Origin of the sequence: Novosphingobium naphthalenivorans NBRC 102051, from assembly GCF_001590985.1 — a bacterium.
GTDB classification, from domain to species: Bacteria; Pseudomonadota; Alphaproteobacteria; order Sphingomonadales; family Sphingomonadaceae; genus Novosphingobium; species Novosphingobium naphthalenivorans.
This window is the reverse complement of the sequence record NZ_BCTX01000008.1, coordinates 69,860-91,017: the sequence shown is the minus strand read 5'-3', so window position 1 is coordinate 91,017 and position 21,158 is coordinate 69,860. Positions and strand designations below refer to the sequence as shown.

The window sequence follows — 21,158 nt, the reverse complement described above, 5'->3', positions numbered from 1 at the left end:
CAAAACAGCCGGCGTGAAACGCGCTCGCCACGAAGCTGGGTTCGGCGCGCCGGCCGCAGGATGGAACGAAAAAAATCACATCAACATGAGGGCGTTCCCAATATGAAAACTCGTCTGCTTGCAGGTGCCGCAAGTCTTGCTACCGCCTGCCTCGCGTTTGCCGCTCCCGCCGCAGCGCAGGATATTCCCGAATCGATCACCATCTCGGGCAGCGCCGCCCTGGTGACGGACTACCGCTTCCGCGGCGTCTCCATGACCGACAAGGAAATGGCGGTTCAGGCCGGCGTGAGCGTTTCGCACGAAAGCGGCGTCTATATCGGCACCTGGGCCTCGAACCTGTCGGGCTGGGGCACGTTCGGCGGTTCCAACATGGAACTCGACATCTACGGCGGCTTTGCCACCGAGATCGCCAGCGGTGTCACGCTCGACGTCGGCCTGACCTGGTACATGTTCCCCGGCGGCCTCGACACCACCGACTTCGCCGAACCCTATGTGAAGCTCTCGGGCGATATCGGCCCGGCCAACATCATGGTGGGTGTCGCTTATGCCCCCAAGCAGGAAGCGCTCGGCACCTGGTACAACAGCGCCGCATCGGCCGCCTATGACAACCCGGGCGACAAGAACGACAACCTGTACCTCTGGACCGACGCCAGCGTGGGTATCCCGAACACCGCCCTCACCCTCAAGGGCCACATCGGCTTTTCGGATGGCAACCCCGGCCTCGGCCCCTGGGGCACCAGCCCGGCGCCGACCGGCAAGTACATGGACTGGATGCTGGGCGCGGACTACGTGCTCGGCCCTGTGACGCTGGGTGTGGCCTATATCGATACCGACCTCACGAAGTCGGAAACGGCTTATCTTCAGCCGAACTTCTCGTCGTCCAAGAACGGCTCGTCGATCGCCGGATCGACGGTTGTGTTCTCGCTTTCCGCAGGCTTCTGAGCCTTAGCGAGCACAGCCCCGGCGGTTTTGACCGCCATCCGAACGCCCGGCCGGAAAGCCGGGCGTTCTTCCTTGTGTGAAGGGCCTAACCGCATCGTCTGAACACGCGCCGCCACATTGTCAGCCGCGCACCCTACCCCCGAAAGGCGATCACACGGATCGGGCGCCACAGTCCGTCTTCCCAGGCATAAAGACCGAAGCCCCGGAAACGGAAGGACGCGGGGCGCAGTTCGGACGCCAGCCGGGCCTGCAACGCCCGCGCGGCCTCAGGTTTGACCTTGTTCTGAACCGTAACGTGAAGCCGCAGCGGCCGCGTGTCCTGATCGGTCAGCAGGCCATGCATACGCTCGGCGATCTGCGCGTGCAGGTCCACCATCACGGGGCTTTCCACGGCAAGCGCAGTCCCGTGATCGAGTTTCATCAGCCCTTCGATCCGGGCCTGAGGCGCCGGGTTTCTTGCCAGATCGCCCAGGACTTGCAGCAGTTCCTCCTCCACCGACGGCGGCAAGGCATGGAACAGCGTGACATGGGCCTGCAGGCGGTTGCGCTCGGGCGGATAGTGGGCGCGCCGCAAGGCATCGGTCCAGGCCAGCACATCACCCGGCAATTCCGCCGTAATCAGCAGGGGAGCACCGGGCTTCCGCGGCCCTTTCGCAATCCAGTCGCCCGAGGCGGCGCTCACAGCTCCCCGCGCTCGCGACGGATCGCGAACCACTTGGCGACATTGGCGTTGTGCTGCTCCAGCGTGTCGGCAAAGGCATGTCCGCCGCTGCCATCCGCCACCATGTAGAGCGCATCGGTCTTGGCCGGATGGAGCACGGCCTCGATCGAAGCCTTGCCCGGATTGGTGATCGGATGCCTGGGCAGGCCGGTCATGGTGTAAGTGTTGTAGTCGTTCACCGCCTCGATCTCCGACTGGCGGATGCGGCGGCCGAGCGGCTTGCCCTTGGTGATCGGATAAATGATCGTCGGATCGGCCTGCAGCAACATGCCTTTCTTCAGGCGGTTCGAATAGAGCCCGGCGACCATCCGGCGTTCCTCGGGCTTGCCGGTTTCCTTCTCGACGATCGAGGCGAGAATCAGTGCCTCTTCCGGCGTCTTCACGGCCAGATCAGGCCCGCGCTGGGCCCAGAGTTCCTCCAGCGTCCGGCGCATCGCCGCCTGCATCCGGCGCAGCACCGCCTCACGCGATTCGCCCGCATCGAAAGCATAGCTGTCGGGCAGGACCGAGCCTTCTTCCGGCACGGCGACCTCTCCGGTAAGCTGCGGCACGGCCATCAGCCGCTCCTGCACCATGATCGAAGGCATACCTTCGGGGATCATGACGAAGCGGCGGATAACGTCGTCGCTGCAGATGATCGACAGCACCCGGCTGGCGCTGGCGTGGGCGGGGATCTTGAACTCGCCCGCCTTGATGCCGCTGCCGCCGCCAAAGATGCGGGCGCGCAGGGCGAACCCGCCGGCGGAACGGACGACGCCCTTTTCCTCAAGCCGTTCGGCCACGGCCGCCAGGCTCGCGCCATTGGGGACGACGAAGTTCTGGTCCTTCTCCAGCGGGCCGGACGCATACCAGCCGCCGAAAAAGCTCCACAGGGCCAGCAGCGCGGCTGCGGCCAGAACCGCAGCCAGAACGCATCCGCGCCGGGACATCATGGTCCTGCTCCGGCTCTCAGTCGACCTTGCGCATGATCAAGCTGGCATTGGTGCCGCCGAAGCCGAAGCTGTTGTTCAGCACCGCGCGCACTTCGCGCTTGCGGGGCACGTGCGGGACAAGATCGACGCCGTCGCAACCCTCGTCGGGATTGTCGAGGTTGAGCGTGGGCGGCACGATCTGGTCGCGTAGGGCGAGGATGCAGAAAATCGCTTCCACCGCACCGGCACCGCCCAGCAAGTGGCCGATGGCCGACTTGGTCGAGCTCATCGAGACATTGGCCATGGCATCGCCGAACAGACGGCGCACCGCGCCCAGTTCGAGCGTGTCGGCCATGGTCGAAGTGCCGTGGGCATTGATGTAGTCGATATCGGCGGGTGTCAGGCCGGCCTTCTTGAGCGCGGCGGACATCGAACGGAACGCGCCGTCCATTTCCGGATCGGGCGCGGTCACATGATAGGCATCGCCCGAAAGGCCATAGCCGACGACTTCGGCGTAGATCTTCGCGCCGCGTGCCTTGGCGTGTTCGTACTCTTCGAGCACAACGACACCGGCGCCCTCGCCCATCACGAAGCCGTCGCGGTCCTTGTCATAAGGACGGCTCGCCTGTTCGGGACGGTCGTTGTAGCTGCAGTTGAGCGCGCGGGCCTGCGCGAAGCCGGCAATGCCGATCGGGCAGATCGTCGATTCCGCACCGCCCGCCAGCATGATGTCGGCATCGTCGTCGCGGATCATGCGCGCGGCATCGCCGATCGAGTGCGCGCCAGTGGAACAAGCCGTGACGACCGCGTGATTCGGCCCCTTGAGACCGTACTTGATCGAAACCTGGCCCGAGATCAGGTTGATCAGGCGGCCATGCACGAAGTGCGGCGACACGCGGCCGGGGCCGCGATTGGCCAGCACCAGCGATTCGCTCTCGATACCCGGCAGACCGCCGATGCCCGAGCCGATCGAACAGCCCGCGCGCAGCTTGGTCGCCTCGTCCATGTCCTCCAGACCCGCGTCCTCGATGGCCTGTCCGGCGGCATCGATACCGAATACGATGAAAGGATCGACCTGGCGCTGAATCTTGTGATCGACGCGCTTACCCGCGTCGAAGCCGTATTCATGATCGGCCGGTTTCACCTCGCAGGCGACCTGGCACTTCTGGTCCGAAGCATCGAACTTGGTGATCGGCCCCGCCCCGCTCTTGCTGGCGAGGATGTTCTTCCATGTCGTTTCCACATCAGCCCCGAGCGGGGTGACGAGACCAAGACCGGTAACAACAACACGACGCATTACGCTCTCCGACAATCGGCCGGCCGGATAGAACCGGCCTAAACGGCAACAGGCCCGCCCCCTTAGAGGTCGAGCCTGTCTATTTCAATGCAAGTTTGCGCCCCTTTCCGCGCCCGGCCCATAGGACCGGACGGCGGTCAGGTACGCAGGGCCTCGCTCAGCCCTTGTTCTCTTCGATGTACTTGATGGCATCGGAGACGGTGCTGATCTTCTCGGCGGCATCGTCCGGAATTTCAACGCCGAACTCTTCCTCGAAGGCCATGACCAGCTCGACGATGTCGAGCGAGTCAGCGCCCAGATCGTCGATGAAGCTGGCTTCCTCGGTAACCTTGTCGGCTTCCACGCCCAGGTGCTCGACGACGATCTTCTTAACCCGATCGGCGGTATCGCTCATTCTTTGACCCCTTCACAAATCCGGAGGATTAAATCTCGCCAGCCGCCCTAATGACTGGTGGGCGTGCTGGCAAGTGCCATGCGTTGCAGCTTTCCAGAGGTTCATCCCTTCTGGGGTTCGACCACTCGCAGATGCAATTCACGAAGCTGCTTGAGCTCGGCCGGAGACGGCGCGCTCATCAGCAGGTCTTCAGCCCGCTGGTTCATCGGGAACAGCGTGATTTCGCGCAGGTTCTGCGCGCCGCACAGGAGCATGACGATACGGTCCACGCCCGCCGCCATGCCGCCGTGCGGCGGAGCCCCGTACTGGAACGCGCGGTAGAGACCGCCGAAGCGCTCTTCCACGTCCGTCTTGCTCAGGCCGACCTTTTCGAACGCCGCAACCATCAGCTCCGGGCTCTGGTTACGGATCGAGCCCGAGGCGATCTCGAAGCCGTTGCACACGAGGTCGTACTGGAACGCCTTGATCGTCAGCGGATCCTGCCCGGCCAGCGCTTCCATTCCGCCCTGCGGCATCGAGAACGGGTTATGCGCGAAATCGACCTTCTTGTTGTCCTCGTCCCATTCGAAGAACGGGAAATCGACGATCCAGCACAGCTCGAAGCGGTCCTTGTCGATCAGGTCGAGCTGTTCGGCGACGCGCGTGCGGGCGAGCCCCGCCAGCTTGGCCGCCTGCTCTTCCTTGCCGGCCGCGAAGAACACGCCGTCGTTGGGGCCAAGGCCCAGAGCCTCGATCAGCGCGGCGGTCTTGTCCTCGCCATGGTTCTTGGCGATCGGGCCGCCGGGCGCGCCGTCCTTGATGTTGATGTAGCCCAGGCCGGAGAAGCCCTCGGCCCGCGCCCAGTTGTTCATCTCGTCGAAAAACTTGCGGCTGCCCGCGCCTGCACCCGGCGCCGGGATCGCGCGGATCACGCCGCCGTTCTCGACGATGCCGGCGAAAATGCCGAAGCCCGAGCCCTGGAAGTGGCTGGTGACATCCTTGATGATCAGCGGGTTGCGCAAGTCCGGCTTGTCCGAACCGTAGTCCAGCATCGACTGGGCATAGGGAATGCGGCGGAATTCGCCCGAAGGCGTCACCGGCTTGCCCTCGGCGAATTCGGCGAAGATGCCCTGAATCACCGGCTCCATCGTCTCCCAGATCTCTTCCTGGGTGACGAAGCTCATTTCGAGGTCGAGCTGGTAGAATTCGCCCGGCAGACGGTCAGCGCGCGGGTCCTCGTCGCGGAAGCAGGGAGCGATCTGGAAGTAGCGGTCAAAACCCGCGACCATCAGCAGCTGCTTGTACTGCTGCGGCGCCTGCGGCAGCGCGTAGAACTTGCCGGCATGGATACGGCTCGGCACCAGAAAGTCGCGCGCGCCTTCCGGGCTCGAAGCCGTCAGGATCGGCGTCGAATATTCGGTAAAGCCGATGCCTTCCATGCGCTTGCGCATGTCCGAGATGATCCTGGTGCGCTTGACGATGTTGGCGTGGAGCGTGTCGCGCCGCAGGTCGAGGAAGCGGTACTTGAGGCGGATATCCTCCGGGTACTCCTGCTCGCCGGCCACCGGCATCGGCAGTTCCTCGGCCTTCGACAGCACCGTGGCGCTGCGCGCGTAAACCTCGATCGCGCCGGTCGGCAGGTTCGGATTCACCGTCGCTTCGGTACGCGCCTTAACATTGCCCTCGATGGTAACGACGCTTTCGAGCCGCAGCGAATCGAGCAATTCCAGCGCGGGACTGTCGGCATCGGTAACGACCTGGGTGATGCCGTAATGGTCACGCAGGTCCACGAAGAGGACGCCGCCGTGGTCGCGCTTGCGATGCACCCAGCCGGACAGGCGGACCGTCTGGCCGACGTCGGCCGCAGTCAGGGCGCCGCAAGTGTGGGAGCGATAGGGATGAGTCATGGCGGTTTCGCGCTTCTTCACTGATAACGGATGTGCAAGCCGAGCCCCCTAGTCGAGTGGCGCGGCGATTTCCAGATGCCGATTTGCCGTATTGCCGCCAGCACGCAAATACCGGCGCGCCGGGAACCCCCAGCAGCCCCGCCCGGTAACTCCAACTGGTAACTCCAAATAAACCGATACTGGTTATCCCTGAGACACCGGGTCACATGGAGTCAGGAAATGTCGGCGGATTTCGCGCACGGCACGGCCGAGGAGGATGAATTCCTCCTTGATATTACATCGATGATGGAAAGCGACGCGCCGGGGGAAGCCTCTCCCGACGATGAATTCGCCGCGGCCGATCATACCACCGGAGCGCAATTGCGCCGCCGCCTTGTTACGCAGGAAAGCATCGCGGAACTGGCGGCAACCGAAAAACCGAGCCTGTTGCAGCGCCTGCTGCGCCGCAAATAGCCTTTGACCCGGTATAATCGTTAACCGGGGCGTTGATCCCCTCCCCTGTTAGGCGTAACGCCCCATTTCAATGAAAATCCATCCTCTGATCTCCAGTTCCCAGGAACTCGCTGACCTGTGCGCGCGCCTCGCGAAGGCCGACTTCGTTGCCGTCGACACCGAATTCATGCGCGAGAACACCTACTGGCCGGAACTCTGCCTCGTCCAGATCGCCGACACCAACGAGGCGGCCGCGATCGATCCGCTCGCCGATGGCATCGATCTCACGCCGCTTTACGACCTGCTCGTCAACAATGAAGACGTGCTCAAGGTCTTCCATGCCGGCGGGCAGGACGTGGAGATCATCTTCAACGCCACCGGACGCACGCCGCATCCGATCTTTGACACGCAGATCGCGATGATGGCGATCAGCCAGTCAGAGCAGATCGGCTATTCCAACCTCGTGGAATCCTGGCTGAGCCTCACGATCGACAAGGGCGCCCGCTTCACCGACTGGTCGCGCCGCCCCCTCACCGAACGGCAGATCGACTATGCCATCGGCGACGTTACCCACCTGTCGAAGATCTTCCCCAAGATCCTCAAGCGCCTGATGAAGACCGGGCGCGGCTCCTGGCTCAACGAGGAAATGGAAAAGCTCGCCGATCCGGAAAACTACCGGAACGATCCCACCGAAGCCTGGAAGCGGATCAAAGCCCCCGGACGCAACCCGCAGATGCTGGGGCGTCTCAAGGCCATCGCCGAATGGCGCGAGTTGGAAGCCCAGGGCAAGAACATCCCGCGCGGCCGCATCGCCCGCGACGAAACCCTGGCCGACCTCGCCGGCCATCCGCCCAAGCAGCAGGCTGATCTCGCCAAAGTGCGCGGTCTTTCGCAGGGGTGGAAGGACAACGAGATCGGCAGGCGGCTGATGGCCACAATCGCCGGCGCGCAGCCGCTATCCGACGACGAACTGCCGCCGCGCACGCCGCGCGGAGCCCCGCTCGGCAAGGAAGGCGCACTGGTCGCCGACCTGCTCAAGCTACTGCTCAAGATCCGCTCGCGCGAAATCGACGTCGCCGCCCGCCTGCTCGCCCGCAGCGACGAGCTGGAGATGCTGGCCGCCGGGGTTCGCAAGAACCTCCCGATCCTGCAGGGCTGGCGCTATGACGTCTTCGGCCACGACGCGCTCGATCTGGTCGAAGGCAAGCTCGCTTTCGCGGTCGAAAACGGCAAGCTGAAGATGACCCACGTCGACGACGTGGAAAGCCCCGACACGATATCCGAACAAACCGGCGGCCAAGCCCCGGCATGACGGTTTACCAGCCCACGCTCAAGCAGCTGCAATATCTGGTGGCCCTGCATGAGCATGAGCATTTCGGCCGTGCCGCCGATGCCTGCTTCGTTTCGCAATCGACACTTTCAGCAGGCCTGCGCGATCTGGAAACGCTGCTGGGCGTGACGTTGGTCGAGCGCACCAAGCGCGCCGTGCGCTTCACCCCGCTGGGCAATGCCGTCGTCGCCAAGGCGCACCGCATCCTGCGCGAGACCGAGGAACTGTCCGAACTCGTCCAGTCCAGCGGCAAGCCGCTCTCGGGCGAAGTGCGCATGAGCGTGATCCCCACGATCGCGCCGTTCCTGCTGCCGCGAATGCTCCCGCGTCTGCGCCGCGAGCGGCCGAACCTGAAGCTGTTCCTACGCGAGGAACCGAGCCAGCAGGCGATCGAATCGCTCCATCACGGCCGGGCCGACTGCGTGCTGCTGGCCCTGCCCTACGCCACTGGCGAAGTGGAGAAGGAGACGATCGAGCTCGACGCCTTCTTCGTCGCTTTCCCGCACGACGACCCGCGCAATCCGCCCGAGGAAGTCCTGCCCGAGATCATCGACGAGAACCGGCTGCTGCTGCTGGAAGACGGGCACTGCCTCAAGGACCACGCCCTCGCCGCCTGCAACCGCCCCGAGCTGCGGGCCAGCGCGACGATGATCGGCACCAGCCTGCACACGCTGGTGCAGATGGTGGACAACGGGCTGGGCCTGACGATGCTGCCGGAAATGGCGCTGGACGCGGGCATCCTCAACGGCACCAACGTGGTGGCGCGGCCGCTGATTTCGCCGAATGCCAATCGCGAGATCGCACTGGTCTGGCGCAAGAACTCGCCGCGTTCGGACGAATTCCGGATGCTGGCGGATGAGCTGCGGGCGGGATAGCGAACCCGTTTACCGGCGCCGTTCGGCCAGAACGGCCGGTCAATCCATGTGCTTGAGGCCGACCCGCAAGTAGTCCCAGCCGGTCACGACCGTCAGCACCGCCGCCGCCCACAGCGTGGTCAGGCCCACCGTATGCGGCACGTTCATCTCGAAGCCCGCCAGCGTGACATTCCACCACGGCATCGCCCCGCCCAGGATCAGGGCGCCAAGGCAGATGAGCTGGAACGTCGTCTTCCACTTGGCCAGCTTGCTGACCGGAACCGAGACCTGCAGCCCCCCCAGAAACTCGCGCAGGCCCGAGACGGCGATCTCGCGGATCAGGATCACCAGCCCCGCGATCACGTGCATGTCGCCGACATAAGGGCCGGTCAGGATGCCCTGGGCCGTCAGCACCAGGATCACCGCCGCCACCATGATCTTGTCCGCAATCGGATCGAGGAAAATGCCGAGCTTGGAGACGGTCCCGCTCGACCGGGCGAGATAGCCGTCGAAATAGTCGGTAATCCCCATCAGGCAGTAGAGCCCGAAGGCCAGGCCATAACCGAATTCCCACTTCGGCCACCACAACAGGAAGGCCAGCAGCGGCACAGTGATGATTCGCGAAAGAGTGAGGATATTCGGCAAGGTCAGCATGTCCCCCTGCCCATAGCCCCGAAGCCATGACAGAATAAAGTGCCGATCGGGGGTTGTGCCTCCAGCCCACCGCATTAAACGTCCGCCCAACAAAAAAGGCAGGCCGGTAACACGATCCGACATGACCACGACGACCCAACTCATCCGGGCGCGACGATTCCTACCTCTGTTCGTCACCCAGCTGCTCGGCGCGTTCAACGACAATCTGTTCAAGAACGCCATGATCCTCTTCGTCGTGTACGAAGTCTATCACTCCGAAGCCCAGGAAGCCCGCTTCAGCGGACTGGCTTCGGCCATCTTCATCGTTCCGTTCTTCCTGCTTTCGGCCCTGTCCGGACAGCTTGCGGACATGCGGGACAAGGCGCGGCTGATCCGGATCATCAAGGCTTGCGAAATCGGCATCATGCTGGTGGGCGGCTCGGGCCTCGTGCTCGCCTGGCAGGGGATCGCGCTGCACACTCTCGCCATTCCGCTGATGCTGGTGGCGCTGTTCGCAATGGGCATCCATTCCACGTTCTTCGGTCCAATCAAATACGCGATCCTGCCCCAGCATCTGAAAAAGGATGAGGTTCTCAGCGGCACCGGACTGGTCGAGGCAGGCACCTACCTCGCCGTGCTGGCGGGCACGATCGTGGCCGGCTGGATCAGCGTGGAAGCCGCCGCGATCGCCGTGGTCGTGGTTGCGGGCCTCGGTTTTTTTGCCGGCAGCAAGGTTCCGCCTGCCCCTCCGCTATGCAAGCCCGAACCGCTCGATTTTCACATTGTGCGCTCCTCCATCACCCTGGTGCGCACGACCATGCGCGACCGGCGGGTCTATCTGGCGATCTGCGCGATCAGCTTCTTCTGGGCGATCGGGACCGTGCTGTTCGTCCAGTTCCCGCCGCTGGCGAAGAACATCCTGATGGCCAGCAAACAGGTCGCCAGCCTGTTTCTGGTGATCTTCTCCGTCGGCGTCGCGATCGGCGCGATGGTCATCAACGCAATGCTCAAGGGCAAGGTTTCGGCCCGCTGGTCGCCGGTCTCGGTGATCGGCATGGGGCTGTTCCTGATCGCCTTCCAGCGCGTCTGCGCGCTCTGGCCGCCGCATGACGGACCGGAAGAACTGATGGACGTGGCGGTTTTCGTCATGCAGCCGCTGGCGATTCCGCTGCTGCTGACTCTGCTCGGCATTGCCGTGTGCGGCGGCATGTTCGTCGTGCCGCTCTACGCCTTCCTCACGACCTTCGTCGACAAGTCGCAGACCGCACGCACGGTCGCGGCGAACAACATCGTCAATTCGGGAGCCATGGTGCTGGGCGCGGTGGTGACCGAGATGATGTCTCTGCTGGGGGTGCCGGTGGTTCAGCAATTGCTGGTCGTGGCCGCCAGCTGCCTGGCATCGGCGTGGCTCGGTTACATGCTGTTTCGCGCCGAGCGTTCGGCCGCCGCCGCCTGAAATCGCCTCAGGCGATAAAGATCATCACGGCCACGAAGCTGGCGCAATAGGCCGACAGGAAGCTGCGCCAGTCGCCGCCGCTCATCCGCCAGCGCTCCGCCGCCTGTGCATTTTCCTCGGCCTCCACATCCACGCCCAAGGGCTCGGTGAAGACATGCGGGGGCAGCGAGCGGCGGAACGGATGTCCAGCCGACTCCTGCGTAAGAACGAGCGCGCGGCGTGTCATTTTCCTCATGACGCGCATCTTAAGGTTTTGTTTACAATTGCGTAAAGCCGCTCGTGAGCAGCTTCCCAAAACGGGACGAGCGCCACACGATGACGTGCAACTTCATGCGTCCCCAGACCCTGCTCGATAGTGCCTTTGATTGCCCCTGCGCCCTGCCTTCAACCGGCGTCGGTTGGCGCACCGGTTAAACGGATTACCCTTCCGATACGGAAAGGATGTGCGCCCACTCCTCGGGCGTGATGACGGCAACGGAGAGACGAGACAGTTTGACCAGCTCGATATCGGGCAGTTCCGGGTCTGCCTTGATCTGCTTGAGCGTGACCGGGTTTGCCAGCTTGCGCACGGGCTTCACCTTGACCGCCGCCCACTTGCCTTCGGGATCGGTCGGATCGGTCAGGCCGGCCTGGCTGATCGTGACGATGCCGACGATCTCCTTGCCGATGTTCGAATGGTAGAAGAACGCCTCGTCACCCACTTGCATCGTGCGCAGGTTCTTGGCGGCGCGATGGTTGCGCACGCCGTCCCAGGTGCCTTCGCCCTCGGCCACGAGGTCGTCCCAGCTATAGGCGTCCGGTTCCGATTTCATCAGCCAATACTGCTTCGACATGCATTGCCTTTCCATTTGGACTATCGGTGGCCGCATACCGATTCACCACGGATTACACTACCCATGGACCTTGCTGAAATTCCCGTCCTGAGCCTTGATGCCGACAAGGAAAGACTGCCTGCCCTGATCGGCAGCAGCTTCCGCACCTTCGGTTTCGCGATGATTCGCGATCACGGCATCGATCAGGACCTGATCGACCGCGCCTGGACGCTGACCAAGCAATTCTTCGCGCTGCCGGTCGAAACCAAGATGAAATACTTCATCCCCGGCCAGGGCGGCGCGCGCGGCTATACCCCGTTCCGCACCGAAGTAGCCAAGGGCGCGACCGAGAAGGATCTCAAGGAGTTCTGGCACGTCGGCCGCGACTTGCCGGAAGGCTCCCCGCTCGCCGCGACAATGGCTCCGAATGTATGGCCGGAGGAAGTCGAGGGCTTTCATGAAACCTTCAGCGAACTCTACGCCCAGTTCGACAAGGCCGGAGCGAAGATACTTTCAGCCATCGCGATCGACCTCGGCCTGGATTCCCACTGGTTCGATCCCGCCATCGAGGACGGCAACTCGGTCATGCGCCTGCTGCACTACCCGCCCGTCGGCGAAGGGGCCGGCGGTGCGATCCGCGCCGGCGCGCATGAGGATATCAATCTCATCACCCTGCTGCTCGGTGCCGAGGAAGCGGGCCTCGAACTGCTCGGCAAGGACGGCAAATGGCTTTCGATTGCCCCGCCCGAAGGCGCCATGGTCATCAACATCGGCGACATGCTGCAGCGCCTGACCAACCATGTGCTGCCTTCGACCACTCACCGGGTGCGCAACCCTGCGGGCGACCGCGCGGCGCATAGCCGCTATTCGATGCCGTTTTTCCTGCATCTGCGCAGCGACTTCCGGTTCGTGACGCTGCCCGAATGCATCAGCGCGGACAATCCCGACCGCTACCCCGTCTCGATCACGGCCGACGATTATCTGCAGGAGCGGCTGCGGGAAATCGGCCTGAAAGCCTGACACGATCCCACACGCCGGTTCCCTGCGCAGACCCCATGCGTAACCCACGCGCGAGGGTGTCCGGTATGGCAAACACCGGACACCCTCCGCCTAGGGTGCTCTACTTAACGGAAATTTCAGAGTAACCGTTCTAGCATAGCCCCCTAGTGCAAGACCTAGGGAGTTTGCGGGTGAAGGCATCATTCGCCGGGAATGTCGCGGCCGCTGACGAAGAATGCGAAAACGCACGGCAGTTTGATGTCGTCGCGCTGGGCATTGTCACTGCCGCGATCCTGATGTTCGTCGCCACCGGCAGCCAGGTCGGCCCACTCGTGGTCAATTCGCTGCTCAACCAGGGTGTCGGCCCCGACAACCTCATCCTCAACGCGTTTCTGCTCAATATCGCCATCATCATCTTCGGCTGGAGCCGCTACCGCCAGCTTTGCGAAGAGATCCAGCTGCGCAAGGCCGCGGAAAAGCAGGCCCGGCATATGGCCGAGACCGATCCCCTCACCGGTTTTCTCAACCGCCGCAGCTTCAACCAGTGCGTCGACCGCCTGATCGAAAAGGCGGACAATCAAGGACAACTCGTCGTCCTGGTGATGGTCGATCTGGACAACTTCAAACAAGTCAACGATTTCAACGGGCACAATGCCGGCGACCTGCTGCTGCGCGAATGCGCCCGCCGGATTGCCTCGGCCCTGCCGAAGCAGTCGCTTCTGGGCCGCATCGGCGGCGACGAATTTGCCGCCGCCTTCGCCTTTGACAGAAACCGCGACGACACGATCGAGCAGATCGCATCCGGGCTGATCGAAACGATCGGGCAAAGTGCCCAGATCAATGCCATCAGCATCGAGATCACCGCCTCGATGGGGCTCGCGCGGTCCGACGCTCCCGGCGTCGACGGTGAACGCCCCGATGCCCATGCCATGCTCGAAATGGCGGACATCGCCATGTACCACGCCAAGCGTCAGGGCCGGAACGGCTACTTCTGGTTCGAAGGCATGATGGCGGACGAGATGCGCTTCCGCACCGAGCTCGAACAGGGCATCCGGCAGGGCATCGCGAAAGGCGAATTCGTCCCCTTCTACGAGCAGCAGGTCGACCTCCAGACCGGCGAACTCACCGGCTTCGAAATGCTGGCGCGTTGGGATTCCCCGCAGTTCGGGATCGTCTCGCCCGAAGTCTTCATTCCGATTGCCGAAGAAATCGGCGCCATCAGCGACTTGTCAGAAAGCGTGATCCGCCAGGCGCTGATAGATGCCAAGACCTGGAATGCGCGCCTGACGCTGGCCGTCAATGTCTCGCCGCTGCAGCTTCGCGATCCGTGGTTCGCCCAGAAGCTCCTGCGCCTTCTCGTCGATGCCAACTTCCCGCCGCATCGCCTCGAAATCGAAATCACCGAAAGCTGCCTGCACCAGAACATCGCCCAGGCCCGCTCGCTGATCACCAGCCTCAAGAACCAGGGCATCAAGATCAGCCTCGACGATTTCGGCACGGGCTACAGCTCGCTGGCCCAGCTGCGCAGCCTGCCGTTCGACCGGATCAAGATCGACCGCAGCTTCGTGACCAGCCTGATCGAAAACAAGGACAATGCCGCGATCGTCCATGCCATCGCCATGCTGGGCAAGGGCCTGCACCTGCCCGTCACGGTCGAGGGAATCGAGACCGGGGAAGTTCTCAACCACCTGCTGCAGTATGGCCAGATCAAGGGTCAGGGCTATTTCTACGGCCGCCCCCGCCCGGCGGGCGAACTGGCCGAGTGGTTGAACGATCCGCAGCGCGCCGGTATGGCCGTTTCGGTCACAGGCGCAGAACCCCTCCTTTTTCGCGCCGCCGCAGACGCGGCCATGTCCGCAAGCACAGTCGAACCGGCCGAAATGCCCGGAAAACGCGCCCACGGCGCCTGAAGCGGCCCCATCCCTCTGGACCTGACGCCCGCGAACACCTAGATCGCGGGCCATGCGGATCGACTTCACCAAGATGCATGGGCTGGGCAACGACTTCGTCGTGCTCGACGCGCGCAATCCGGCTCTGGCGCAAGCCCTGCCTGCCATGGATGCCGCCTTTGCTGCCGCCCTCGCCGACCGTCATACCGGCATCGGCTGCGATCAGCTGATCCTGCTGGAACCGTCCGAGAAGGGCGATTTCCGTATGCGCATCTTCAATGCAGACGGCAGCGAAGTGGAAGCCTGCGGCAATGCCACCCGCGCCGTCGGGCTGCTCCACGGTGCGCCTGCGCGAATCGAAACGCTGGGCGGGCTGCTTTGCGCCACCCCGACCAATACCGGCATATCCGTGGAGATGGGCCAGCCCCGGTTCGACTGGGACGCGATACCGCTGGCCTATGCCATGGACACGCACACCATGCCGCTGGCTTGGGAGGATCTGACGAACCCGATCGCGGTCAATGTCGGCAATCCCCATGCGATCTTCTTCGTAGCCGATCCCTATGCGATCGACATGGCCCGTCTTGGCCCGCTGATCGAGACCGATCCGGTCTTTCCCGAACGCGTCAATGTGAACGTCGCCGCGATCACGGCGCGCGATGCCATCACGCTTCGGGTATGGGAACGCGGCGCCGGCCTCACCCGCGCCTGCGGCACCGGCGCCTGCGCCACGGCTGTCGGCGCGATGAAGCGCGGGCTGGTGGACCGCGAGGTGACGGTTTCACTTCCCGGCGGCGATCTTGCCATCGCGTGGCGCGAGGATGGCGAGATCGTCATGACCGGCCCGGCCACCGAAAGCTTTCGCGGCAGCTTCGATCCTGCCGACTACGGCATCCCTGCCGGGAGCCCTGATTGACCGTCGAAGTTCATTCGCTGGGCTGCCGCCTCAATCTGTCCGAAAGCGAGGATCTGCGCGCCCTGCTGGGTGAGGCGGACGATCTCGTCATCGTCAATTCCTGCGCCGTCACCAGCGAAGCCGTGCGCCAGACCCGCCAGACCATCCGCCGCGCCCGCAAGGCCCGGCCCGAGGCCCGCCTGATCGTCACCGGCTGTGCAGCCGAAGTCGAGCGCGCCATGCTCGGCGCCATGCCCGAAGTCGACGGCCTGGTGCCCAACACGGCCAAGCTCGACCCGCGTTCCTGGAACGTGCCCGCTGTCCGGGCGCCGCGCGAACGGCGGGCCTATACGCGCGGCTTCGTGCAAGTGCAGAACGGCTGCGACCATGCCTGCACTTTCTGCGTGATCCCGCAGGGGCGCGGCCCCAGCCGTTCGCGCAGCCTGCCGGATGTCTTGCAGGACGCGGCCGTGCATCTCGATACGGGCGTGAACGAGATCGTGCTGACCGGCGTCGATCTCACTTCGTGGGGTGCCGACTTACCCGGCGGCCCGCGTCTCGGCTCGCTGTGCGAGGCGATCCTGGCGCGCTTTCCCGCCCTGCCCCGCCTGCGCCTCTCCTCGATCGACGGGGCGGAAGTGGACGAGACACTGTTCGAACTGCTGGCCGGAGAGGCGCGCATGATGCCGCATGTCCATCTCTCGCTGCAGCACGGGCATGACCTGATCCTCAAGCGCATGAAGCGCCGCCACAGCCGCGCCGATGCGGTCTCGCTGGTCGAGGGGCTGCGCGCCCGCCGCCCGGACGTGGCCATCGGTGCCGATCTGATCGCAGGCTTTCCCACCGAGGACGAAGCGGCCCACGCGGCAAACCTCTCGATCATCGGCGAACTGCAAATCGTCCACGGCCACGTCTTCCCCTTCTCCGCCCGCCCCGGCACGCCCGCCGCGCGGATGCCGCAGACCGATCCGGCCGCGGTAAAGGCCCGAGCGGCCCAGCTGCGGGAAAAGCTGGCCAGCGTGCGGGAGCGCTGGCTTGCCGCACAGCGGAACAAGCCGCTATGGGTGCTTGCCGAAAAAGGCGGGACCGGCCATGCGGAGACGTTCGCCCCGGTGCGCCTGCCCGAAGGCACGCGGCCCGGAGCGCTGATCCGCGTTACGCCCGCAAGGGTAGTCGAAGGAATACTGGAAGCATGAGTGAGGAAGGCGCGGCAACCGGCATAACCGGCGACGCCTGGTCGGATCGCCTTTTCGGCGGCTTTCGCAAGACGTCGGAGCGGCTGACCGGCAATCTCGCCGGCATCGTGGGCAAGACCCGGCTCGACGACGCGCAGCTCGACGATATCGAGGATGCGCTGATCATGTCGGACCTTGGCCCGCGCGCCGCGGCCCGCATCCGCGAACGCCTTGCCGAAGAGCGCTTCGAGCGTGATGCCGACGAGCGCGCGATCATGGAAGTAGTCGCCCGCGAGATTGCCGAGATCCTGCGTCCGGTCGCCAAGCCGCTCGACGTGGTGGCCTTCCCGCGCCCGCAGGTCATCCTGGTGATCGGCGTCAACGGTTCGGGCAAGACCACCACGATCGCCAAGCTGGCGCACCTGTTTCAGGAACAGGACTATTCGGTGATGCTGGCAGCGGGCGACACCTTCCGCGCCGCCGCAATCGGCCAGCTCGCGGTCTGGGCCGACCGGCTCTCCATCCCCATCGTCAAAGGCCCCCAGGGTGGCGATCCGGCCTCGGTAGTGTTCGACGCGGTCAAAGCCGCGACCGAACAGGGCATCGACGCGCTGATCGTCGATACCGCCGGGCGCCTGCAGAACAAGCGCGAGCTGATGGACGAGCTGGCCAAGATCCGCCGCGTGCTCGGCCGCCTCAACCCCGAGGCCCCGCACGACGTGGTACTGGTGCTCGATGCCACCAATGGCCAGAACGCGCTTTCGCAGATCGAGATCTTCAAGGAAGTGGCAGGCGTTTCCGGTCTGATCATGACCAAGCTGGACGGCACCGCGCGCGGCGGCGTCCTCGTCGCGGCGGCTGAGCAATACGGATTGCCCATCCACGCCATCGGCGTGGGCGAGAAGATCGACGACTTGCGCCCCTTCAACCCGGACCTCCTGGCCCGCGTCATTGCGGGAATTGCATGATGAACACGCAAACCGCCAAAACCGAAAAACCCAAGAGCTCGTGGGTCAATCTCGTCGTCGATTTCGGCCCGCTGCTGGTCTTCTTCCTGGCCTACAAGCACTATGCTCCGGCCGGAGAAGGCGACTCGCTGGCGACTGTCGGCGCGGTCATCAAGGGCACGATCGCCTTCATGGTGGCGACCGTGATCGCGCTCGGCGTGTCCAAGTGGCGGCTTGGCCATGTCTCGCCGATGCTGTGGCTGACGACCGTGCTGATCGTCGGCTTCGGTATGCTGACCGTGGTGTTCCACAACGACTTCTGGATCCGCATCAAGCCGACGGCCGTCTATCTGATGTTCGCAGGCGTGCTGTTCTTCGGCCTGTGGCGCGGCAAGCCCATGCTCAAATACCTCCTCCAGTCCGCCTTCGAAGGGCTGAACGAGGAAGGCTGGATGAAGCTCTCGCGCAACTGGGCGTGGTTCTTCCTGCTGCTGGCCGTGCTCAATACCGTGCTGGTCTATACCGTGAGCTTCGAAACCTGGCTGCAGGCCAAGCTCTGGGGCTTTACCGTGCTGTCCTTCGTCTTCACCTTCTCCCAGCTGCCGATGGTGCTGAAACACGGTATGGGCGAGACGGCGAAGGAAGAAGTGATCGAGAACCCGCCTCACGATTGATCAGGCGGCCTCCGGCGCGAAATTCCCGATTGCATAGCCCGCCGAACCGTTCGAGATAACGGCGTCCACAAAGCCCCATGGCGGTCTGGAATGGTATCTCCCGGCAATGTTCCGGCAATCGTCGTCGTCGGCCGGAACGACAAGACGAAGCGGTCCGACGTCATCATGCAAGTCGCCGAGCGGCTGCATAATCAAGGCCATGCGGTCTATTGGTTCGAATCGCCGCGTGCCGAGGCATCGCGACAGATCAATGCCTCGATCGCACGCGTATGGCCCCGCCTTGCCGCCGCGCCTTCCACCCTTGCCCTGCCTTTGCGGATACTGCGTTTCACCGTCAAAACCGCGCTGGCACTGCTGAACCGGAACCGCCGGGACTTTCTGCAGGCAGCCATAGTGTCACGCCCGGTCATGGCTGCGCGTGAACTCGGCCGTTTCCTCGACAAGCTGCCCTGTCAGGCCGCGTTCCTGATCACCCATTCCGCAGGCGGAATCGCGGCGACCCAGACTTCCTCGAATGCCAAGGTCGATCGCATCATATGCTTCGGATACCCGTTCCAGCATCCCGACCGCCCGCCCGAAACCTACCGCACAGCCCACCTGTCATCCGTGGACAAGCCACTGCTGATCGTACAGGGGAAAGGCGATCCTTACGGGCACGATCCAGCGCGCTTCGGCGTCCTGCTGCCGGCCGATACGCGGATCACCATGCTCGATTGCGACCACGATTACAGTTCGCTCGCGGCGGCCGAATTCGGCCGCGTCTGGGCCGCGGTCTCGGAATTCGCCGGTTTGGCCACACGCCTCGCCTGAAGCACGGCCTGCCCCAGACCTCAGATCTCCAGCTGGCTGCCCAATTCGACCACGCGATTGGTCGGCAGGCGGAAGAACTCCATCGCGCTCGCCGCATTGCGCATCATCCACGCGAAGAGCTTTTCGCGCCAGATCGCCATGCCCGGCTTCTCAGAGGGAAGCAGGGTCTGGCGCGAGAGGAAGAAGCTGGTCTTCATCATCTCGAACGGCCCGCCGCACATCGGCGCGTGCGCCAGGGCGTGCGGCACGTCGGTTTCTTCCATGAAGCCGTAGCGCAGCGTCATGCGGTAGAAGCCCTGCCCCAATTCGATCACTTCGCAGCGGTCGGCCGGCTCGACATAAGGCACATCCTGCACTTCGATCGTCAGCACGACGACGCGCTCGTGCAGCACCTTGTTGTGCTTGATGTTGTGCAGCAGCGCCGAAGGCACGCCGATATTGCTGGAAGCCATGAAGATCGCCGTGCCGGGCACCCGCGCGGCGCTGCCGTGGGCGCTCTTGGCGAAGACGTTGAGCGGCAGGGCGGCTTCGGTCATGCGGTCACGCATGAGCTTGCGGCCCTTGTTCCACGTCGTCAGCAGCGTGAAGGCCACGCCGCCGATGAGCAGCGGGAACCAGCCGCCGTCGGGGATCTTGGTGGCGTTGGCGGCGAAATAAGTGCCATCGACCGCGAAGAACGCCAGGATCACGGGAATCGCCAGCCACAGCTTCCAGCGCCACAGAACGATCAGCAGCACGGCCATCAGGCACGTATCGATCAGCATCGCGCCGGTGACGGCGATACCGTAGGCCGAAGCGAGGTTCGACGAGTTCTGGAACACCAGAACCAGAACGATCACGCCGGTCATCAGAGCCCAGTTGACGAAGGGGATGTAGATCTGACCGACTTCGTGCTCACTGGTGTGCCGGGTCGAGAGGCGCGGGATGAAGCCAAGCTGCATCGCCTGATGCGTGATCGAGAACGCCCCGGAAATCACTGCCTGGCTCGCGATAAACGTGGCGCAAGTGGCCAGAATCACCAAGGGAAGGCGCAGGTTTTCGGGCGCGAGGTTGAAGAACGGGTTCTCCATCGCCTGTGCCGCGGAGGCATCGTCGAGCCCCAGGATCATCGCCGCCTGGCCGAAGTAGTTGATCAGCAGGCACGGCATGACAAAGGCAAACCACGACAGGCGCATCGGCCCGCGACCGAAATGCCCCATGTCCGAATAGAGCGCCTCGGCACCAGTCACCGCCAGCACGACCGAACCCAGCGCCAGGAAACCCAGCATCTTGTCGGTCAGGAAGAATTGCACCGCATACCACGGGTTCAGTGCGACCAGCACCTCGGGCATCTGCAGCAGATGATAGATGCCCAGCACAGCCAGCGTGCCGAAATAGATCACCATGACTGGCGCGAACAGCGCGCCGACCTTGGCGGTCCCGCTCTTTTGCAGCACGAACAGGCCGATCAGCAGGATCAGCGCGATCGGCAGCACGAAAGGCTGCAGGTTCGACTGGACGACGGTGAGACCTTCGACCGCCGAAAGCACGGAAACCGCAGGCGTAATCATCGAATCGCCGTAGAACAGCGAAGTCGCAAAGACGCCGAGCATGACGATCAGGCCGCCATAGCTCGATTTCTTGATCGCGCCTGAAATCAGCGCGACCAGTGCGAGGCTGCCGCCCTGCCCCTTGTTGTCCGCCCGCATCAGAACGCTGACATACTGGATCGAGACGACCATCGTCATCGACCAGAAGATCAGGCTGACAACGCCCAGGATATGCAATTCGTCGATGGCCAGCGGATGCGGGCCGACGAACGTTTCGCGGAAAGCGTAAATCGGGCTGGTGCCGATGTCGCCAAAGACGACGCCGATGGCACCGAAAGCCAGTTTGGCGACATTGCCCGAGCCATGCCCGTGGCCGCCGTGTGCCGGAGTTGCCGAAGCTGTCGCCGGATCAATCAGCGATGGCCCTTCAGCCCTATCCGATGTTGCATCACTCATTCGTGCGCCCCGTCATGGACTCGCGAACCCCACCCGAAGGTGCGGCAAGGGAGTGGCCGTTAGCAGCATGAGAAGGAGCAGGCAACGATAGTGAAAGTCTGTCTTAACTGCCGGTT

Annotated in this window: 21 protein-coding genes; 12 read left to right on the top strand and 9 right to left on the bottom strand. The window is 63.8% G+C overall.

Going from position 1 to position 21,158, the window contains the following annotated elements:
• Positions 1-102 precede the first annotated feature (102 nt).
• Positions 103-942: a TorF family putative porin gene (locus tag NN5_RS04635; protein ID WP_067732843.1), complete on the top strand. Its 840-nt coding sequence runs from the start codon at positions 103-105 to the stop codon at positions 940-942.
• A gap of 133 nt (positions 943-1,075) precedes the next feature.
• Here the strand turns inward: NN5_RS04635 and NN5_RS04630 are convergent, their stop codons facing one another.
• The 5 genes from NN5_RS04630 to aspS form a co-directional block, all read right to left on the bottom strand.
• Positions 1,076-1,624 carry a 2'-5' RNA ligase family protein gene (locus NN5_RS04630; RefSeq protein ID WP_245656230.1) on the bottom strand — a complete coding sequence of 183 codons (549 nt, stop codon included), beginning with the start codon at positions 1,622-1,624 and terminating at the stop codon, positions 1,076-1,078.
• Complete coding sequence (mltG, locus tag NN5_RS04625) at positions 1,621-2,595, bottom strand: endolytic transglycosylase MltG (protein WP_067732842.1); 975 nt, start codon at positions 2,593-2,595, stop codon at positions 1,621-1,623. Before mltG ends, NN5_RS04630 begins: the two co-directional genes overlap by 4 nt.
• A gap of 16 nt (positions 2,596-2,611) precedes the next feature.
• The gene (gene fabF, locus NN5_RS04620; protein ID WP_067732841.1) at positions 2,612-3,871 is read right to left on the bottom strand and encodes a beta-ketoacyl-ACP synthase II; all 1,260 of its coding nucleotides are present in this window, start codon (positions 3,869-3,871) and stop codon (positions 2,612-2,614) included.
• Between the two features lie 157 nt (positions 3,872-4,028).
• Positions 4,029-4,265 carry an acyl carrier protein gene (locus tag NN5_RS04615; RefSeq protein ID WP_007013838.1) on the bottom strand — a complete coding sequence of 79 codons (237 nt, stop codon included), beginning with the start codon at positions 4,263-4,265 and terminating at the stop codon, positions 4,029-4,031.
• Between the two features lie 101 nt (positions 4,266-4,366).
• The gene (aspS, locus tag NN5_RS04610; RefSeq protein ID WP_067732861.1) at positions 4,367-6,151 is read right to left on the bottom strand and encodes an aspartate--tRNA ligase; all 1,785 of its coding nucleotides are present in this window, start codon (positions 6,149-6,151) and stop codon (positions 4,367-4,369) included.
• A 219-nt stretch (positions 6,152-6,370) separates the two neighbouring features.
• Here aspS and NN5_RS04605 point away from each other — a divergent pair, with 219 nt between their 5' ends.
• The 3 genes from NN5_RS04605 to NN5_RS04595 all read left to right on the top strand — a co-directional run bounded on the left by NN5_RS04605 (position 6,371) and on the right by NN5_RS04595 (position 8,788).
• Positions 6,371-6,604 (top strand): hypothetical protein, encoded by a 234-nt coding sequence (locus NN5_RS04605; RefSeq protein WP_067732840.1) that lies wholly within the window; start codon positions 6,371-6,373, stop codon positions 6,602-6,604.
• Positions 6,605-6,674: 70 nt separating this feature from the next.
• Complete coding sequence (rnd, locus tag NN5_RS04600; protein ID WP_067732839.1) at positions 6,675-7,895, top strand: ribonuclease D; 1,221 nt, start codon at positions 6,675-6,677, stop codon at positions 7,893-7,895.
• Complete coding sequence (locus NN5_RS04595) at positions 7,892-8,788, top strand: hydrogen peroxide-inducible genes activator (RefSeq protein ID WP_067732838.1); 897 nt, start codon at positions 7,892-7,894, stop codon at positions 8,786-8,788. The genes rnd and NN5_RS04595 overlap by 4 nt, the downstream gene beginning before the upstream one ends.
• A 39-nt stretch (positions 8,789-8,827) precedes the next feature.
• Here the strand turns inward: NN5_RS04595 and pgsA are convergent, their stop codons facing one another.
• Positions 8,828-9,421, bottom strand: coding sequence for a CDP-diacylglycerol--glycerol-3-phosphate 3-phosphatidyltransferase (gene pgsA, locus NN5_RS04590; RefSeq protein ID WP_067732837.1), 594 nt, complete (start codon positions 9,419-9,421; stop codon positions 8,828-8,830).
• A 121-nt stretch (positions 9,422-9,542) separates the two neighbouring features.
• Between pgsA and NN5_RS04585 the strand changes: the two genes are divergently transcribed.
• The gene (locus NN5_RS04585; RefSeq protein WP_067732836.1) at positions 9,543-10,856 is read left to right on the top strand and encodes an MFS transporter; all 1,314 of its coding nucleotides are present in this window, start codon (positions 9,543-9,545) and stop codon (positions 10,854-10,856) included.
• Positions 10,857-10,863: 7 nt separating this feature from the next.
• Here the strand turns inward: NN5_RS04585 and NN5_RS04580 are convergent, their stop codons facing one another.
• Positions 10,864-11,082 (bottom strand): hypothetical protein, encoded by a 219-nt coding sequence (locus tag NN5_RS04580; protein ID WP_169800944.1) that lies wholly within the window; start codon positions 11,080-11,082, stop codon positions 10,864-10,866.
• A 193-nt stretch (positions 11,083-11,275) separates the two neighbouring features.
• Entirely contained in the window at positions 11,276-11,689 is a 414-nt protein-coding gene (locus NN5_RS04575; RefSeq protein WP_067732835.1) for an EVE domain-containing protein, read from the bottom strand.
• 63 nt (positions 11,690-11,752) lie between these two features.
• Between NN5_RS04575 and NN5_RS04570 the strand changes: the two genes are divergently transcribed.
• The 7 genes from NN5_RS04570 (at position 11,753) to NN5_RS04540 (ending at position 19,057) form a co-directional block, all read left to right on the top strand.
• Entirely contained in the window at positions 11,753-12,688 is a 936-nt protein-coding gene (locus NN5_RS04570) for an isopenicillin N synthase family dioxygenase (RefSeq protein ID WP_067732834.1), read from the top strand.
• A 170-nt stretch (positions 12,689-12,858) separates the two neighbouring features.
• Entirely contained in the window at positions 12,859-14,577 is a 1,719-nt protein-coding gene (locus tag NN5_RS04565; RefSeq protein WP_245656228.1) for a putative bifunctional diguanylate cyclase/phosphodiesterase, read from the top strand.
• Positions 14,578-14,629: 52 nt separating this feature from the next.
• Complete coding sequence (dapF, locus tag NN5_RS04560) at positions 14,630-15,472, top strand: diaminopimelate epimerase (protein WP_067732833.1); 843 nt, start codon at positions 14,630-14,632, stop codon at positions 15,470-15,472.
• Entirely contained in the window at positions 15,469-16,647 is a 1,179-nt protein-coding gene (locus NN5_RS04555) for a MiaB/RimO family radical SAM methylthiotransferase (protein WP_067732832.1), read from the top strand. The genes dapF and NN5_RS04555 overlap by 4 nt, the downstream gene beginning before the upstream one ends.
• Positions 16,644-17,594, top strand: a complete 951-nt coding sequence (ftsY, locus tag NN5_RS04550; protein ID WP_067732831.1) for a signal recognition particle-docking protein FtsY — start codon at positions 16,644-16,646, stop codon at positions 17,592-17,594. Before NN5_RS04555 ends, ftsY begins: the two co-directional genes overlap by 4 nt.
• Positions 17,594-18,247, top strand: a complete 654-nt coding sequence (locus NN5_RS04545) for an inner membrane-spanning protein YciB (protein WP_157081005.1) — start codon at positions 17,594-17,596, stop codon at positions 18,245-18,247. The genes ftsY and NN5_RS04545 overlap by 1 nt, the downstream gene beginning before the upstream one ends.
• Before the next feature lie 90 nt (positions 18,248-18,337).
• Entirely contained in the window at positions 18,338-19,057 is a 720-nt protein-coding gene (locus NN5_RS04540) for an alpha/beta family hydrolase (RefSeq protein WP_067732829.1), read from the top strand.
• Between the two features lie 20 nt (positions 19,058-19,077).
• Here the strand turns inward: NN5_RS04540 and NN5_RS04535 are convergent, their stop codons facing one another.
• A complete protein-coding gene (locus NN5_RS04535; protein ID WP_067732828.1) occupies positions 19,078-21,042 on the bottom strand; it encodes a potassium transporter Kup in 1,965 nt (654 codons plus the stop codon).
• Between the last annotated feature and the right edge of the window lie 116 nt (positions 21,043-21,158).

Bases quoted from the DNA above. Each gene is read 5' to 3' on its own strand.
- NN5_RS04635 (WP_067732843.1), top strand. From the start codon at position 103: ATGAAAACTCGTCTGCTTGCAGGTGCCGCAAGTCTTGCTACCGCCTGC.
- mltG (WP_067732842.1), bottom strand. From the start codon at position 2,595: ATGATGTCCCGGCGCGGATGCGTTCTGGCTGCGGTTCTGGCCGCAGCC.
- fabF (WP_067732841.1), bottom strand. From the start codon at position 3,871: ATGCGTCGTGTTGTTGTTACCGGTCTTGGTCTCGTCACCCCGCTCGGG.
- NN5_RS04615 (WP_007013838.1), bottom strand. From the start codon at position 4,265: ATGAGCGATACCGCCGATCGGGTTAAGAAGATCGTCGTCGAGCACCTG.
- aspS (WP_067732861.1), bottom strand. From the start codon at position 6,151: ATGACTCATCCCTATCGCTCCCACACTTGCGGCGCCCTGACTGCGGCC.
- NN5_RS04605 (WP_067732840.1), top strand. From the start codon at position 6,371: ATGTCGGCGGATTTCGCGCACGGCACGGCCGAGGAGGATGAATTCCTC.
- rnd (WP_067732839.1), top strand. From the start codon at position 6,675: ATGAAAATCCATCCTCTGATCTCCAGTTCCCAGGAACTCGCTGACCTG.
- NN5_RS04595 (WP_067732838.1), top strand. From the start codon at position 7,892: ATGACGGTTTACCAGCCCACGCTCAAGCAGCTGCAATATCTGGTGGCC.
- pgsA (WP_067732837.1), bottom strand. From the start codon at position 9,421: ATGCTGACCTTGCCGAATATCCTCACTCTTTCGCGAATCATCACTGTG.
- NN5_RS04585 (WP_067732836.1), top strand. From the start codon at position 9,543: ATGACCACGACGACCCAACTCATCCGGGCGCGACGATTCCTACCTCTG.
- NN5_RS04580 (WP_169800944.1), bottom strand. From the start codon at position 11,082: ATGACACGCCGCGCGCTCGTTCTTACGCAGGAGTCGGCTGGACATCCG.
- NN5_RS04575 (WP_067732835.1), bottom strand. From the start codon at position 11,689: ATGTCGAAGCAGTATTGGCTGATGAAATCGGAACCGGACGCCTATAGC.
- NN5_RS04570 (WP_067732834.1), top strand. From the start codon at position 11,753: ATGGACCTTGCTGAAATTCCCGTCCTGAGCCTTGATGCCGACAAGGAA.
- dapF (WP_067732833.1), top strand. From the start codon at position 14,630: ATGCGGATCGACTTCACCAAGATGCATGGGCTGGGCAACGACTTCGTC.
- ftsY (WP_067732831.1), top strand. From the start codon at position 16,644: ATGAGTGAGGAAGGCGCGGCAACCGGCATAACCGGCGACGCCTGGTCG.
- NN5_RS04545 (WP_157081005.1), top strand. From the start codon at position 17,594: ATGAACACGCAAACCGCCAAAACCGAAAAACCCAAGAGCTCGTGGGTC.
- NN5_RS04540 (WP_067732829.1), top strand. From the start codon at position 18,338: ATGGTATCTCCCGGCAATGTTCCGGCAATCGTCGTCGTCGGCCGGAAC.
- NN5_RS04535 (WP_067732828.1), bottom strand. From the start codon at position 21,042: ATGAGTGATGCAACATCGGATAGGGCTGAAGGGCCATCGCTGATTGAT.